The following is a 16,066-nucleotide window of genomic DNA, read 5'->3' as shown; positions in this document are numbered from 1 at the left end:
GATACGACCCAGACACTCGCATCCTTGCAGGCCAGCGGCACCTTTCTGCTACCGGAACGTCAGATCACCCAATTCCGCTGAATACCCAGGGTTGACGATCAGGCTGATGCGGTTGGCGGACCAGCGGTCTCGGCGGAGGATGCGCCGGGCCTTCAGTTGGGTGAAGGCGCGTTCGCCCGGTGCCGGCAGGCGGGTGTGGTCGTGGTTGAACTGCTGGTAGTGGGCCGGCTGGATGCTGTGGTGTTGTAGGGGGTGCGGGCGGTGGCGCCGGCGCCTTGGTAGGCGCGGTCGGCCAGGATGAGGATCTGTCGGTTGAGGCAGGCGTGGATGATGCCGTGGGCGCGGGCCGCGGTCAGGTCGTGGGTCCGGCCCGGCAGCGCCCTCGAGAACCACAGGGTGTTCCGTACGGACGTGCGATGACCTGCACGTTCATCCCGTGGCGGCGGTGCTTCATCGAGTAGTTACGGCTCGTAGGCGGCGATACGGTCGGTGGGGATCAAGGTCCCGTCAACGATGACGAAGTCCCCTTCACCCAGACCCACCAGGGCTTCGTGGAGGCCGGGTGCCCATGCGGCGAGCACATCCAGGGTCTCCTCGACGTACCGCCAAGCCGTTGTCGTGGAGACACCGAAACCGGCTGCGAGCTCTGGAATCGTCTCGTTCTTGCGTAGATGGGCCAGGGGCATGAGGGCCTGTTTGAAACAACCCAGGCGTCGCCAGGGAGAGTTCAACTCCTGCCGACGGGCTGGAGCAGCCACGAGACATGCTCGACGAGCTCGTGGGGGACGTCGAGCGTGGAAGGATACGGAACCAACAGGGCCCCTCGGACGCCGGTGTGTTGAGTGAAGTCACCACGCCAACGACCAGGGGCCCTGCCACGTCACCTACACCCCGCCTCACCTGCCCTTTCACCCCTTCAGTGCCAGGATGAAAAGGGTTCGCTGAGCTTGTTCAGGTTGGCTACTGATTGGGTGATGGCGGGGTGGCGTAACGGGCGAGGCCCTCGGGTTGTTGAGCGGGATGTCTGACGTCCGCTGCTCTTCAGCTCGGGGGCCTCGTTGGTTTTTTTGTCCTGCCGTACTCGGTGTCCCGCATGCCCTGGTGGAGTGGGTCACGATGCTGATCGTCACCCGTGAGGGTGACAGAGGATGCAAGCTGTCGCCGTCCCGGCGCGCTTTGGTCGCACTGGTGTACCTGCGTAAGAACGACACCGTGCGGCAGCTCGCCGCGGGATTCGGCATCAGCCTCGGGACCTCGCACGCCCACGTGCACGCCGTCGTGGAACACCTGTCCGCTCTGGCGCCGGGACTGACCACAGCTCTGAGATCGGCCGACACCCGGTATGTCCTGCTGGACGGGACCTTCGCCGAGTGCGACCGGACCGGCGATGGACTAGCGGACTACTCGGGAAAGCGCAGGCGGCACGGGGTCAACCTGCAGGTCATCACCGCGCCGGTCGGAACCCTGGTCTGGATCTCACCCGCCCTGCCCGGTCGCGACATCTGAACCAATATGCCAGCCGGCAAGACGCCGCGGGCTTACACCATGAAAGTTGTCCCTGTCCGGATCAGCACCGGCCTCGACCAGCAGGGACAACACCGCACCATCGCCTCGATACGTGAACACGGCCTGCCACAAAGGCGTATTGCCCTGCCCATCAGGCGCATCCGCCTCCACACCCGCTGCCAGGAGAGCACCCACCACCGCGGATCCTGCTCATCCGCCGCGAAGTGCAGCTGCGTCCACCCCTCGCGGCTCTCACGACCCAAGCCCTGATACTCATCCGTCATGCCCGTCGTCATCACGATCGCTTGACGAAGGAGATAGGGGCACCCCCCGGCATACACTACTATTCTCTCGATTTCTGGAGAAACAAAATGGAACCTACCAGTGCCTCGACATCCGCTGGAAAAAATCAACCTTCAGAGGAGCCGAAATACGGAGCGCTTCTGAACACCGTCCCGCCGATGGACCAGGTGGCCGCCGGAGACTTTATACGGATCGTGATGGACCTGTTCCCCCGCAGTGTACCGATGAAGTGGATCAAGGTATCTTTACCCTACGGCGACACCGAAACCGACCTGACCGCAGAGAAAAATGCTGGCCGCTTCAAAACGTCTTTGGGAACCGACACCTTCCCCGACAACAAAACCCCTCGCTGGAAAATCGAAGACCCGAAAAAGGTAGATTCTCGCTACGTTATTACCATCGAACCCGCCCAGCAGGAAAAAGAGAAAACAAACCGCCTGAGCCTTGTCCTCACTGACGTAGAGCTAAACGACAAAAAGGGCACTGCCGTCATCAAGGTGGAGTTCCAGCCTGTGAACGGAGCGTCCACTACGGAAGAACTCAAAGTCACCAAACAGGAAAAGGGATTTTATCTCGGCGATTTGCAGCCCCTGGGAAATAAGGGACAGTTTCTTGCTGAATCACCCATCCACTTAACCTGGACTGCACGCGGCGTCCAGAGCCCCTTCACCCTGGCCTGGGAAGGCCAGACAGTCGAAATAGCCAGCGACCAGCGTTGCTATCCGCCCGCCAACTCGCCGAAACCGCCGCTCACTATCATCAAAGACACAAAATTCAAGCTGACCGTCAAGAAACCCGGAACCACCGAACCGGCGGCCAAGGAAGTCACCCTGCAGGTTGCCGATCCCACCGTCGAATACGAAAACCTCACCGCGACCACGCTCGCATACCCACTCGAACCCACCGCCACTAGAGGCTACTACCTCAGCAAGCCCCTCGAAATTGTCACTCCATCCTATGGGTATATCACCGTCACCCTAGAGCCGTACACCCGCCTTTCCGGGATATTTCCCCCGACTGCGAACGCTAAGGCACCGCACAGCCCAGCCGCCACCCTTGAAATTGCGACTCCCGGAACCAAATCCGTTAAAACTCCCTTCGCCTCAAATGGTGCTCCCTTCACCTTCTTTGCCCCAGAGAAAACCAAATTGACCCTCACGCCCTTGGACACCAAGGCGCCCCCGCTTAAAGACTGCTTCACGACTTTTCCTCATGCAACGGTCACCTGGAGTGGTGGAACCAGCCCACTAGCTTTCCCAAGCCAAGAAGGCTTCACCTTTCCTAGATACCACATCATCCCCTTCCTGGAAGCGTATACCCATGACTATTCCAAAGAGGTTTACAGTCACGGCGAGGTTGCATACCGCGGCATGATGGGCAGCATGAAAGCATGGTACGCCGAGTATGCTGCACATGAAGCGTTTTTGAAAGCAGATGGCATACAAGACTTCGAACTCCCCGGGGGCAAGTATAGTATCAGCTTAAGGGCTGATCGATATCTGATCTTTTGCGGGCTTGAGGACGATAGAACTCTCAAGGTCTCCTGGGCTAGGAAAGGCGAAGACTGGATCGAGAAGGTGAAAAGCAAAAGCAAGCCCGAGAGGGTGCAAATGAAAGAACCTATCACCACAGTCGTTTTGGCGAACACGACGAAAGACGATTCACCAAGGAATTTCACCGCGGAAGAGTCCATTCAGGGTGCGGCTCTTAATGAAGGTGGGGACGTCAACTGGAGAAAGAAATTCCCCGACCATGCTCTACTCCCTCCCGGTTTTCTCTATATTAAAGACAGGTCCAGGTCGAAGGTTGGAAACGCGTGGAACTTCCTCCTCGTTACCGGTTTCGAGGCGTGGATATCCTCACACCTAAAAGAGAAGATTAGATTTAAACCTCATGCGTTTGCTGTAATTTCAGATGCCGGATCAAGCAAAGAATATGTCATCACCGAAACCTATGGAGCTGACGTTAGAATCCCCTTCTTGGTGGGTTGGGACTTTGCGAGGAATAACGACAACGACGCCAGCAAGCGTAGAAAGGACGTCAGCCTCAAACCAGCAAAAGTATCTGGATCATATGGCGGATATGGAATTATGAATGCGGAATTCACAGAAGAGCGTCACGGGATCTCTGAAGGGCATAAATTCGCACCTACTGGAACAAGTCCTATAGAACTCGGAACGCCTTATGCCTTCATTATAAATCCCGATGACACTATGGTGTGGCGTTATGATAAGAAAAAGATCGACTGGGAGAACGGTGAGGAGGTCCGAATGGGCTGGATGAGGGCGACGAAGGATGGATGGGTCGACGGAGCGAAGATTAGTGCTCCAGCGGGCGGTTGAGGCCGCGAGGGGACATCGAGTACGGCACGATAAGGAACCACAGAGCCCCACCGGTGACGAGCTGAGCCCAAACAACCCGCTCAACACCGGTGGGGCTCTGCCCGTTCCACCACCCTCACATCACCCGATCAGTCGTCAAGCTGAAAAGGGTTCACTGAACCCTTTTCATCCTGGATAGGTGCAGGTCAGGAGGGTGTGGATGGCCTTGGTGATGGTGCCGATGCGGTTGGTGGAGCATCGTGCTCGGCGGAGGATCTTCCAGGATTTGCGTAGGGCGAAGGCGCGTTCGCCGGGTGCGCGGAGGCGGGCGTGGTCGCGGTTTGAACTGTTGGTAGTGGGCCGGCTGGATGCTGTGGTGGTAGTAGGGAGTGCGGACGGTCGCGCCGGCCCCTGGTAGGCGCGGTCCGCCAGAACGAGGATCTGGCGGGTGAGGCAGGCCTGGACGATGCTGTGGGCGCGGGCCGCGGTCAGGTCGTGGGTCCGGCCCGGCAGGGTCCGGGAGAACCACAGGGGTGTTCCGTCCGGGCGGGCGATGACCTGCACGTTCATCCCATGATGGCGGTGCTTCACCGAGTAATAGGGCTCGTCCGCCCTGATGCGGTCGGTCGGGACCAGGCTGCCGTCAACGATGACGAAGTCACCCTCACCCAGACCCGCCAGGGCTTCGTGCAGTCCTGGCGTCCATGCGGCGAGCACCTCCAGGGTCTTCTCCACGTACCGCCAGGCCGTTGTCGTGGAGACACCGAAACCGGCTGCGAGCTGCGGGAACGTCTCGTTCTTGCGCAGATGGGCCAGGGCCATGAGGGCCTGCTTGAAACAACCCAGCCGCCGCCAGGGAGAGTTCAGCTCCCCGCAGACGGGCGTGGAGCAGCCACGAGACATGCTCGACGAGCTCGTGGGGGATGTCGAGCGTGGAAGGAGCCTTTTCCAACCTGGCGGTAATGGCCACGAGTTGGACGCCCCTGCGCAACGACGAAGCTCCTGGTAGACGGTGTCACGACCAAGATCCACCGTGCTGCCAGGAGTCTCGCGTGCTTGTCTACCCGTCGTCGATCGACCTGTCCAGTCGCACCCTGCGATATCTGGCCGGACATCTCACCTCCCGGGCAGGAGATCGGCACGCGGTGGCGACGACTGGCACCAGGGTGCCAAGCCCTGCTCGCTCTCGCCCACCTGCGGTGTGGTGACACCTACGCCCAGCTTGCCGCTGGGTTCGGTATCGGGATCGCGACCGCCTTGCGCTACATACGCGAGGCCGTCGACGTACTGGCCGCCCTCGCCCCATCCCTGGCCGAGGCGATGAAGACGATCCAGATGAAGGCGTTCGTGATTCTGGACGGCACCCTGCTGCCGATCGACCGGATCGCCGCCGACACCCCGTACTACTCCGGGAAACCCAAACGCCACGGCATGAACGTCCAGGTTCTCACCGACCCGTTCGGACGCCTGCTCTGGGCCTCGCCGGCTCTGCCCGGCTCGACTCACGACCTGACCGCCGCACGCCACCATGGGATCATCGAAGCCCTCGCTGAGGCGGACCTCAAATGCTGGGCGGACAAGGCGTACCAGGGAGCCGGCGGGCCTGTCCGGGTGCCCTTTCGCGGCCGTCGCCTCAAGCGATGGAAGCGTCGTCACAACACCACCCACGCCAAGATCCGCTGCCTCGGCGAACGCGCCATGGCCACCCTCAAGGGGTGACGCCTCCTCCGGAAGCTCCGCTGCAGCACGAACCGGATCACGGACGTGGTGAAGGCGGTCGTCGTCCTTCACCACGCCTCAACGTGAGGTTGAAAAAGGCTCACTACTTGATTAATGGGCAGTGCCGACCGGATCAGCGCTGTGAAGAGCCGGGGGTGTCACCCCACCCAACCTGATAATTATCCGTCAACGGCAAGAGAGGAAATACAGTGGCGAATAATTCCCGAATTTAAAAGCGGGGCCATGTGGGCAATATGATCCGACTTGCATCGGTATATTCATCGACGGGTGCGGAAGCTTTTCATGCCAACAGAACCCATTACCTCCAGATCTGCAAATCAGGCGATACGGAAAGCGGGAACAAGATGACTACTCCAGAGGAAGATGAAAACACGGAAGATAGTGTCAGGTTTGCCCTGTTCAGGCTGGAGCCGAAGGGCCTGGAGTTTCGGGTTCCTTTGCTGGATCCCCTGATTCCCGCAGGCGCAAAAACCAGGCTGGCCGACATGGGTATCGGGTATATATCCAATAATGCCGATAAGTCGAAGGTTGAAAAACTGTCTAAAGTTACCGGTTATGATCTTCTTCCAGAAAGCATGAAGCAAGGGCCTTTTCTTCTGGTGAACGGCTCGGCAGCCGGTGAAAAATATCAGATATACAAGCCATTCAATAACAGCGAAAAGACCCATCTTTTATTGGATGGGAATTCACAGTCCGCGCCGGGCATGGTGAATACAACTGTCATGGGGTGGGTTAATTTTGATCGCTCTCTGGGCCCGATTCATATCGGCCGTCTCGGTGCTGGGTATGGCGAAGGAAGTGCGCTGATTCTGGCAGATGTCGGGCTAGCTGCTGGTGGCTTTAGATTTGAGACAAAGGGCCTCGGTGCAGAAATTCCTTTGAATGATCCTCAGCATCCAAAGTTCCACCTTGACGGTTTGAGCATGTCTTATAAGAGCGAGCCGTTCACTATCGGCGCCGAGCTTGTACGCTTGAGTAAGAAAGGCTACGAACCCGCGGTGGGTGGTATGGCCGTTCTGAAAACCCCGGCTATCAGCGTTTCTGCGCTTGGATTCTATGCTCAGAAAAAATCTGGCAGCCCCTCGCTATTTATCTTCGGTGTTCTAGACCTGTCGAAAAAATCTGTAGGGAATCCTCAGTTCCGGCTGGAGAAGATTGCAGCTGGTTTCGGCTACAACACCATGGTGCGTACCCCTAAGATCGATGAGGTAGACAAGTTCCCATTCGTGAAATGCCTCACTCCGGATGCCGATTCTGATGACGATCCGCTCAAGCAGCTGGATAAAATGATTCTCGAGAATCCGCCCTGGGTTGATGTGGCATCGAATGAGATATGGCTGGCTGCCGGCCTGCAGGCAAGAATCTATGAAGTGCTCGATATTGGTGCTGCTGTCATCGGCCAGTTTGGTGATGACGTAGTCATCGGCTTGTACGGTCAGGCATCGACTCAGCTACCCCCGAGTTCCCTCAATGATGCTAAGATTCCGAAAATCGGTCTGCTCGAGCTAAATATCAGGGGCGAGTACCGAAGTAGTAAGGACACCCTGGAGTTCGATGCGGCATTTACTGAGAGGTCATTCCTGATCGATCCTGACTGTCATCTGACGGGCGGGGCCTCTGTGCGTATTTGGTTCGGTAAGAGTCAGCACCCAGGCGAATTCGTGGTGACCCTGGGTGGATATCACCCCAGAGTGACCGTGCCGAAGCACTACCCTGTACCGGCCCGTCTGGGGCTGAACTGGGAGCTGACCAGCAACATTCACATATGGGGCGGCTGTTATGCCGCTCTGACACCTCACGGATTCATGACCGGAACCAGTTCCAACATTCATGGAGAATGGGGGCCTGCCAAGATTGATGCCGGTATTTCACTTGATGCCCTCATCGAGTGGAACCCTCTTTACTTCGATGTGGAATGGGGTGCCTTCCTACGTGCTCAGGCCTTTGGCTTCAAAGCTGAGTTGAGTGCAGTTGGCGCACTCTACGGTCCGAAGTTCGGCGGTCATGCCAGAATCAAGATATGTGGCATCGGTATCGATGTCGACTTCGGCGCGAGCCGTAAAGACAGCATGAAGAAGGAAGTCACTCCTGACGAGTTCCGCAGGGACCTCCTGCCCGGTGGGAAGGGCAGTACGATAGATCAGGTAAATAATGAGAAGGTTCTCACTGTCGGGCCGACGAATGGGTTGCTCCCGCCGCCTACTCCGCCTTCTAAGGCCTTGGCAGGTGCCGAAGGACAGGCTCCCTCAGTGTGGGCTTTCGGGACTCATGACTTCGAGTTCTCGGTGGGCAGTGCGGTTCCGATGACCAAGGTCTCTGTCAACAACCAGGATGCATCTGCCGGATATGACGGGATACCGAAATATCTTTGTATCCGTCCGATCCAGAAGAAGTCGGTAACGTCCCAGCTGGACATCACTGTGAAAGCGCACACTGGCAAGGGACTTCTTTCAGTCCCGGTGTTGTGGCCAGGAGAGGAAGCTGACGCTGAATCGGAGTTCCCGCCCTTCCGGGCCGAGCTTGCTCGTAACGCTGTGCCTGCGGCACTGTGGCGGGACCATTCTACGAAGGCTGACCCTGATTCAACGGGCTTGGTGGATGGCTATGCCACCGGGGTTAAGCTGTCGGCGCCTCTTCCTGACGAAGTTGCCCACGAGCAGATCAAGGGAGAGGCATGGGAGAACGCGCGACTTGAGCTCACTATCCCCAAGGTGGATAAGACGAAGGACTATATGAGCAAGGGCGCGAGTGGTGATCGTCTTGATTCGATTTCGGCAGCCGCCCTCAAAGAAAGTCTGGAGCGGACTGTTGAGACTCGGAAGAGCATTCTGTCACAGCTGGCATCCCTGCGTATGAGCGGTTTTGAGATCACCTCTGAACAGGTCGATGACCTCGGCCACTTCTCCAAAAACCTGTCTGCTTTTATGGACGCCCAGCCCCAAGTTACAGGAGTGTGAGCGCAACATGACGCTGCAAAACTCAGCCCCTGAACACGGGCTAGACCTCTACAATGCATGGGTTCCCAAGCTTCCTTTAGGGGAGTACACCCTGGAGGCACGGCAGACCGTCAAATATGGAGACGGTGAAAACGAGAAATGGGAATTCGTTAATCCTTCCCAGAAATTTACTGTGGGCACTCCACGCTACAGCCTCACCGCCGAGGACGTGGTGGCCTGCTTCCCGGCTGCCAACTCGTCCGCCCCTTGTGAACATCTTCTGCCATATGTTTCTCTGGCTAATCCCTATCTTCCCTGGGAGCGGCCGGCAGGTATAGATGAAAAATGGCAGAATATTCCAGCGATGGTGGTGCTTCTGCTTGCAGACGGCGAGGTCGGGGCGGAGGATGTGAAGACCGGCATGGCTTCCAAGCAGTTGAGGGAAGCTCCTGAGACGACGCTCCTGCCGAAGGTCACGGATATCCTCCTGGCCGATGCTCCGTGTACAACCATCGACCTTGACATGGCCAGGTTCAAGGTTTTGATGCCTCAGGATCCGCAGTCCGAGCTTCCCTATCTTGCCCATGTACGCCGTCAGACCGGGACCAGCACGACGTTCGCCAATACGGAGGAAACTCCCTGGCGTGCCTGCAGCACTCTCATCTCCAGCCGCTTCCCCCGCATGCTGAAGGGCAAGGAGAAGGACGCAGTAAAACAGCCGTGTCACTACACGGCACATGTCGTCTCCCTCATCGGACATGAGGGCCACCTCGGAGAGTACAGCGGCAAACAGACCAAGATCCGGCTGTTGTCTCTTTGGTCGTGGTCCTTCAACTCTATTTCTGGTGAAGACCCCTCGTACGTCGACGCCTTCACTCACATGAAGACCGACACCGCCCGCAGCAGCAACCGGCTGCGCTATACCGCACCAGCCACCGCTGTTGCGGTCCAGCCGACGGAAACGGCAGCGCCTGCCGCCGACCAGGCCGTGGGGGAGCGCCTGAAGGCGGGGTACGTGCCCATGGCGCACACCCTGGTGACGGGTGAACGCACCGTCTCCTGGTACAGGGGACCGCTGGGCCCCTGGCCGGCACCTACCCCGCCTCAGGAGCACGTGCCGTTCCGCTCCGCCGACGAAGCCCTCATATATCACAGTTCCGAGGGAATGTTCGACATTTCTCTTGCTTCTGCCTGGACGATGGGCAGTCAACTCGTGCTCTCGCGCAAGGACCTGTTCGACCAGCTCTTCTTCCTTTCGTCTGCGGGCTCGCTATATTTGATGACGGTCGCCGCCGCGACCCATGGCAATCTGGCACACCCGCCTGAACTGCAAACGGCCCTGCTGGCAGAGGCCGCAGCCGACGCTGCGCAGGCAGGCACGTGGCGCCACAAGTTTGACCAGCTCATGGCCGGAACGGGACGGCCGGATGGTCAGGGCCTCGGCGATAGCCTCACCAGTGTGTTCGGTGAGAAGCCGAAGGCTGATCGCCTGGCCCTGCACATTACCGATACCTCTGCCGCGGAGCCGGGACCGATACTCGACCACGCAGTGAGCCTTCTCGAACAGGATCCTGTTGTCGACGGACTGCATGCCGTGCTCAGGAACACGTTCACGGACATCTCGCCGTCACTGAGCTTCGCCGGAGACGGCGAGACCGTTGACTGGCTGTGGAACCCTCCCGCACTTCTTGCCCTTCTGCCCTCCTGGCATCTGATGCCTCTGGCTCACGTTGTACTGCCCCCGGACTCCGTGCGCTTCTTCTCTCTTGACCACCGGTGGCTGAGCGCCTTCGCCGACGGGATGCTCGCAGTAGCCGGCCACACAGCTGTGGACCAGGCAGTAGCTCCTCACATCAAAAAGGTCGCTTTCCGCCCCAATAAGAACAAGGATGGCCGAGTCGAAGATTCTGCATGCGGCGTTCTGATACGTTCCCAGATAATTCGGAAATGGCCAGAAAATATTTCCGGCATTTTTACCGTAGTTGGCGGAGACTCTGAACTTATAACTCAGCGCAACCTTGGTCCGGACACGTCGCTGTTGATGCTGACACGTCTCCCGGATAAAATTATTGTCCGCGAACCGGCCCATACTCTCGAGTTCGGCCTCGACAATGCCGAACCGGGCACAAAGGCTCTGCGAGGGAATGACGGCAAAGTCACTGAGGAAAAAATCCAGGTATTCGATATCGGTGGCCCGGGCTGTCTGAAAAATGATTCCGTGTCCGACATGCATCAGCGTGAAGTCGTCGATATTAAGAAACTTGTGGCAGCCATATCCGCCGTACAGAAGAAACAGGTGAATTCTGGCAGCTTTGCCCTTCAGATGCTGCACCCCCCAGCCGTCCTGACCATTACCGCTCCGGCGAAGGTTGATGAAAATGCCACCTACTAACCAGCCCATCATCGTTCCTCTCGCAGTCGATGCAATGATGTCCAACGATGCGCTTGTAAGCAAGGGTAAAGTCGACCGGCGCACCCCAAATTTCGACGAAATATCCGGCCGCGGCAGGGTCGAAATGGGAAACAAAATAGACTCTACGGAACAGGCCAAGGGGATCTTTGTCCAGTGGGAGCTACCTGCAGCCTTGCGGACCGGTAAAGAACGCACCGGCGAACCGAAAGCAGGGCCGCCAGCGGATGCTGGGCTAGCCCAGCCCCACCTCGCACACCCAGACCACGGGGAGTTCCCCCTCATCCCCAACCGCTGGCTCGTGGCCCGGCACAGCATCCCCACCGACCGCGCACTGGCGGCTCCACCAGCCCCGGGTCGCCATCAGCCGGCAGCGGACACAAAAGAGCTGCAGTTCTGGCTCCTGCGCAGCGACGTGCCCAACACCGAGGATGCAGGCGGACGGAATGACGAGGACTATACCGCAGCGCTCCTTCCGGTTGTGGACCAAGAAGCATACGGAGGGTACCCGTCAGGACAGGCTTACGGTGCTGTTTACCCCCTTGGTGACGGTACGGGAGAGTTCAGCGTTCCGCCCGAGCCGGAAGGCCACAAGGCATTCCTGACTGTCAACAGCACCGGAATGCCAAACTTCTCATCCTACCAGCCGTACAATCAGAATATTCTCTCCTTCTGGGACCTGAATGCCGACTTGGAAAAAGCCCAGGAGAAAACCTCGAGCGGGAAAGGCGAAATAACTGTCAGCTACCTGGTAGTCGGCTGGCATTCCGGTTCCGAAGACGGACTCCTTACCTCATCAAATCCCGATATACGCGAAGCAGTGGAGTCCCTTGGCTGGTCATTGCCGTCCTCCCTTAGCAATGAAGAGCTCAGTACCACGGGCACTGTCTACGTTGGCACTGTCCTAGGCATCCCGTGGAACACCAACAGCGACCCCGCTACTTACCGTCCCTCTTTCGAGAACAGCGACGAGTTTAGCCTCGACGGCTGCCCTCAGCCGCAGAATGTCGGCGTTGCCGTGGGGCATTCCTCCGTGGAAGCCTGCGCCGCCGTCATCGCTCGAACAGACTTCCTCTCCCCTGCAGAAAGCCGAGCCTTTGAGGCATTCCAGTATGGAATGATGGAGACTCCCAGCAAACCTGGTCTGCCCGACCATACTGCCGAGACTCTGGCAGATTATGCCCTGCAATTTGCCCAACTGGATGCTGCATTCGCTTCGCTTCCGGGCAGCAGGCGCTGGTATCTCCTTGCTGATCAAGGTCACAAGGGGCCGGTACCACCGATCCTCGATGCCCAGACAGATGCCCTTGACCAGTTAAACGATGCCCAGGCACGCCTGGACACCGCCAACCGTAACGTGAGCGACCTGGCAGCTCGCCTCAAGGGCCTGTGGTGGACCACTCAAGGATTCCTGATAGAACAGCAGGAAATAACACAAAAACCCACAGAAGACCAGGTCAAAGCAGTCAAGAAACTCAGCGAACTCCTCAAGACCGCAGCCGAAGAGCAGAACAGCGCCCTCTGTGCAGTGACGGACCTCTCCAAGAAGACACAGGCAGCCTACGCGGGCACCGGACGCACCCTCCGGGCTGGCCCTCTGCCCCCTTTCCGAGAGGTAGCCAACCCAGTCGTTGTCCTCCGCAACGTCCAGGACCCGCAACGGATCCACGAAAAAGATGGGTACCTGGACGGAAAACTCACTGTCTCACTAGCAGAAAACTCAGGAAGTACAGTTTCTCTAACTGTCAGCTCAAAGATAAAAGACCTCCTCTCGAAACCAGCAGCCGACAGCATCGACGGCATCGTCGCCCAGTTTGAAAAGCTCCTGGAAGCAGTTCAGTCTGGCGTCTGCGATCCACAGGTCAACAACAAAAACGCCCGCGGCACTGGCCGCAGCAAAGTATTCAGCGAAATCGCTTCCAACGATCCATACGTTCGCTGGTGGCGACAGCCATGGAAGCCCCTGTACGTCGAATGGACTGCCGACCTCTACCCCCACCACGTGGGAGAGTCGCACGAAGATCCCAGTCGCCTTTATACCTTCACCACAAAAGATACCGCCCCAGTCAAAGACACAGCAGGAAAAGAGCAGGTATCTCAGTTCTTCCATCAAAACCTTACAGGCGACAGAGAAATAGCAGTCAATGCAGTCCGTACAATAAAAACCGGACTGTCCACCGTCCAGCCCGTAGTCGAAAGCCACACTCGTTACCGTCTGCGCCAGGCAGCTGAAGGCGCTCAGAGCACCAAAGCAAGAGCCGCCTACCTCCAGATGGACGAGCAAATCGCCAACAATAAATGGGACCTACTGACCACCACACTTTCCGGAGTCAACGAAGCACTCAGCGGACGCAAACAAGACGTACACCTTCCCACCCGAAGCGCTCTAGCCTTGCCGGGAAAGCCGGACGACCTTAACTACGGCCCGCCGTCAGATCCCGAAAAATTCGCCACTCCCGACCCCAAAGTATTAGCCACCCGCTCCCCTCACGTACCTCTCGCCCCGATCAACCCCGAAGACAAAGAGGCGATGGGCGACGCGAACTTCCCCGAAGTCCGCTCAGCGCAACTCCGTCTCAGCACGGTCCGCGTACACGACGCCTTTGGCCGCATCCTTGAAGCCGACATCCGTGTGCTCCAAGTTGCCCACTCCATGGCCGTCGCCCACGACACTACGAACAACGTCGACACGCGCAGCTACACCGCAGTCGCAGCCAGCGCAGATTCTCCTAACACTGCCCCGTCGGAAGTCATCGACTCCACTGGTCTCATCGACCTGCCCCCCCGCCTCATGCAAAGTGCCCGCCTACGCTTCGACTACCTGACCGCCCCCAGCCCGAGCCGGCCCCGCACCCCCCTATGCGACCTCCCCGACCCCTCTACCGGAAACCCCGTCCACGGCTGGTTCATGGCGACCCGCTTCGGCAATCGCAACGCCCTGCTGTGCTATGACGCGCAAGGCCAGCCCCTCTTCGACCTGCACTGCCTCGGCCCTGACAGTGTCGCCACAGCACGCCCGCTCCCAGGCAATACCCTCTATACCGACCCCATGAGCACTGGGGGGAAATTCCAGACCGACCACCCTATTCTCTACAGCTTCCTCAAACCGCTTCTCGGTCAGGGACAGGGCAAGGGCGGCCTCTACGCTCTACTCAGTTCTCTCGAAATGAGCCTCCCCGCCGTCAGCCCGCCGCCGCCCCGGGGCACAGACGCCGACCGCCGGGCGATACTGATCGGCCGGCCTGTCGCTCTAGCCACGGCACGTCTGCGCCTTGAACTCGACGGTCCGCCTCTCCTGCCACCCACCGATGAAATGCTCAGCGGGACAAAACCTCGCCCTGCTCCCACAGCCTCCCCCTGGCCCATAGTAGTCGGCGACCCCCGCCTATATACCGATGGCCTCCTTGGCTACTACCTAGACGGAGAAAACGCCAATACCAATTTCAATACCTTCTACACCTATCACAAGACCTCATCCGAAAAAGACCCTGGAAACTATACGCGCAAAGCCAGCCCTAAAGACCTCCCGATGAAGGTCGTCGATGCGTCATCCTCTACAGAAAAGGACGTACATGCGACCCTCCTGCTATGCCCCCATCACAAGGTGCATGCTGTCACCGATCTACTTCCAGTAGCGGCACTATCATTACCCGCTCACACACTCGACGGCGTACTGCAGAACATCCGTCCCGCCTTGCCTCTTAGCTCAGTTCTTATGACACCTTCACCCACTGGTAGCGCACGCCACATGCCGATTCCTACCATCGGAAAGGACACCGGGACATGGGTATGGACTCAAGCTGGGTACGAAAAGGAAAAAGTTTCCTGGACACACCATCAAATTTCGGAAATCCAGCCCAGCGACGAAGCTCTCACCGTCACCACTGAAGCCCACAGCGGCTATCTGCAGCTCACGCAGAAGAAGGACTCATAACTGAATCCTTTTCATCCTACCCCGATGGTTGAACGATACTGGTCAATTGCTATAGGGGGTAAAATAACGAATTCCCGCCACCATGGTGATGGCCTCACTTATCACACTGGTGGCGGGGCCTCGCCAGTACCACACCCCGGTACACGGGTTTACGATCAGCAAAGCGCGCTCGCCGGGGGCATCCAGGGTATGGTCCCCGTTGAATGACGGGCAGCATTTTGGCTGGAGCCGATGGTGATAGTGCCGGGGCGCGGACCGGCCCGGCACATGGCAGGACCAGTCCGTACCAAGGTGCAGGGCAAGCAGATCTGGACGATGCAGTGGATGCCGGGTCACGTGGTGGCCCGGAAACACACGGGCGACCCATGGGAAATCGGGACAGCGACCTGCACGTTCGCTTCATGAAGACGGTGCTTTATCGAGTGAGCCTGTTCAGGCTGTCCGCTGGTCGGGTGATGCCAGGGTGGCGTAGCAGGCAGGGCCCTCGGGTTGTTGAGCGAGATGTCTGACGTCCGAAACTCTCCGACTCGGGGGCCTGGTTGGTTTCTTGTCCTGCCATACCCGGTGTCCCGTACACCCTGGTGGAGTGGGTCACGATGCTGGTCGTTATCCGTGGGGGTGAACGAAGGTGCAGGCTGGCGCTGTCTCAGCGCGCTCTGGTCGCTGGGGTGTATTTGCGCAGGAACGGAGCTCTCAGACAGCTTGCCGCCGGATAGCCTTCCTGCTCGGCCGGGCCCACGGCCCGACGGCCGCCCGCCGGCACCGGATGATCGCCGCCTGCGTCAGCCTCGGCATTCCCGTCGTCGCGGACCGGCGCTGCCAAGAGCTCGTAACAGGATCATGAGTCGGGCTTGTTGAGTCGTCGCCAGCAGATGAGGCTGCAGGCGAGGGAGACGAAGGCGTCGTGGAGTTCGGT

At 58.6% G+C, this 16,066-nt stretch carries 6 protein-coding genes and 3 pseudogenes; 6 read left to right on the top strand and 3 right to left on the bottom strand.

Annotated features, from left to right (window positions below; genetic code table 11):
* Window positions 1-48: 48 nt before the first annotated feature.
* Window positions 49-855, bottom strand: a pseudogene (locus ACIQWR_RS41005) (transposase family protein).
* A gap of 165 nt (window positions 856-1,020) precedes the next feature.
* On the opposite strand from ACIQWR_RS41005, the pseudogene ACIQWR_RS41000 reads away from it, so the two are divergent.
* A pseudogene (locus tag ACIQWR_RS41000) lies at window positions 1,021-1,497 on the top strand (transposase family protein); the annotation flags it as partial.
* Here ACIQWR_RS41000 and ACIQWR_RS40995 read toward each other — a convergent pair.
* Window positions 1,477-1,677 carry a hypothetical protein gene (locus tag ACIQWR_RS40995; protein WP_404021141.1) on the bottom strand — a complete coding sequence of 67 codons (201 nt, stop codon included), beginning with the start codon at window positions 1,675-1,677 and terminating at the stop codon, window positions 1,477-1,479. The pseudogene ACIQWR_RS41000 and the gene ACIQWR_RS40995 sit on opposite strands and share 21 nt — an antisense overlap.
* A 134-nt stretch (window positions 1,678-1,811) precedes the next feature.
* Between ACIQWR_RS40995 and ACIQWR_RS40990 the strand changes: the two genes are divergently transcribed.
* Entirely contained in the window at window positions 1,812-4,151 is a 2,340-nt protein-coding gene (locus ACIQWR_RS40990) for a hypothetical protein (RefSeq protein WP_404021138.1), read from the top strand.
* A 165-nt stretch (window positions 4,152-4,316) separates the two neighbouring features.
* Here ACIQWR_RS40990 and ACIQWR_RS40985 read toward each other — a convergent pair whose 3' ends face one another.
* Window positions 4,317-4,952 carry a transposase family protein gene (locus ACIQWR_RS40985; protein WP_404021135.1) on the bottom strand — a complete coding sequence of 212 codons (636 nt, stop codon included), beginning with the start codon at window positions 4,950-4,952 and terminating at the stop codon, window positions 4,317-4,319.
* Window positions 4,953-5,182: 230 nt separating this feature from the next.
* On the opposite strand from ACIQWR_RS40985, the pseudogene ACIQWR_RS40980 reads away from it, so the two are divergent.
* The 4 genes and pseudogenes from ACIQWR_RS40980 to ACIQWR_RS40965 all read left to right on the top strand — a co-directional run bounded on the left by ACIQWR_RS40980 (window position 5,183) and on the right by ACIQWR_RS40965 (window position 15,150).
* Window positions 5,183-5,936 (top strand): annotated as a pseudogene (locus ACIQWR_RS40980) (transposase family protein).
* A 167-nt stretch (window positions 5,937-6,103) separates the two neighbouring features.
* Window positions 6,104-8,827 carry a DUF6603 domain-containing protein gene (locus ACIQWR_RS40975; protein ID WP_404021133.1) on the top strand — a complete coding sequence of 908 codons (2,724 nt, stop codon included), beginning with the start codon at window positions 6,104-6,106 and terminating at the stop codon, window positions 8,825-8,827.
* A gap of 7 nt (window positions 8,828-8,834) precedes the next feature.
* Entirely contained in the window at window positions 8,835-11,198 is a 2,364-nt protein-coding gene (locus tag ACIQWR_RS40970) for a hypothetical protein (protein ID WP_404021130.1), read from the top strand.
* 37 nt (window positions 11,199-11,235) lie between these two features.
* Entirely contained in the window at window positions 11,236-15,150 is a 3,915-nt protein-coding gene (locus ACIQWR_RS40965) for a hypothetical protein (RefSeq protein WP_404021128.1), read from the top strand.
* Window positions 15,151-16,066 lie beyond the last annotated feature (916 nt).

Origin of the sequence: Streptomyces sp. NPDC098789, assembly GCF_044759975.1 — a bacterium.
Classification (GTDB): domain Bacteria; phylum Actinomycetota; class Actinomycetes; order Streptomycetales; family Streptomycetaceae; genus Streptomyces.
Note: the sequence above shows the minus strand (reverse complement) of the source record. Positions and strands in the feature narration are given on the sequence as shown.

Excerpts from the sequence above, each read along its gene's own strand:
- ACIQWR_RS40985 (WP_404021135.1), bottom strand. The coding sequence starts at position 4,952 with ATGGCCCTGGCCCATCTGCGCAAGAACGAGACGTTCCCGCAGCTCGCA.
- ACIQWR_RS40975 (WP_404021133.1), top strand. The coding sequence starts at position 6,104 with ATGATCCGACTTGCATCGGTATATTCATCGACGGGTGCGGAAGCTTTT.
- ACIQWR_RS40970 (WP_404021130.1), top strand. The coding sequence starts at position 8,835 with ATGACGCTGCAAAACTCAGCCCCTGAACACGGGCTAGACCTCTACAAT.
- ACIQWR_RS40965 (WP_404021128.1), top strand. The coding sequence starts at position 11,236 with ATGTCCAACGATGCGCTTGTAAGCAAGGGTAAAGTCGACCGGCGCACC.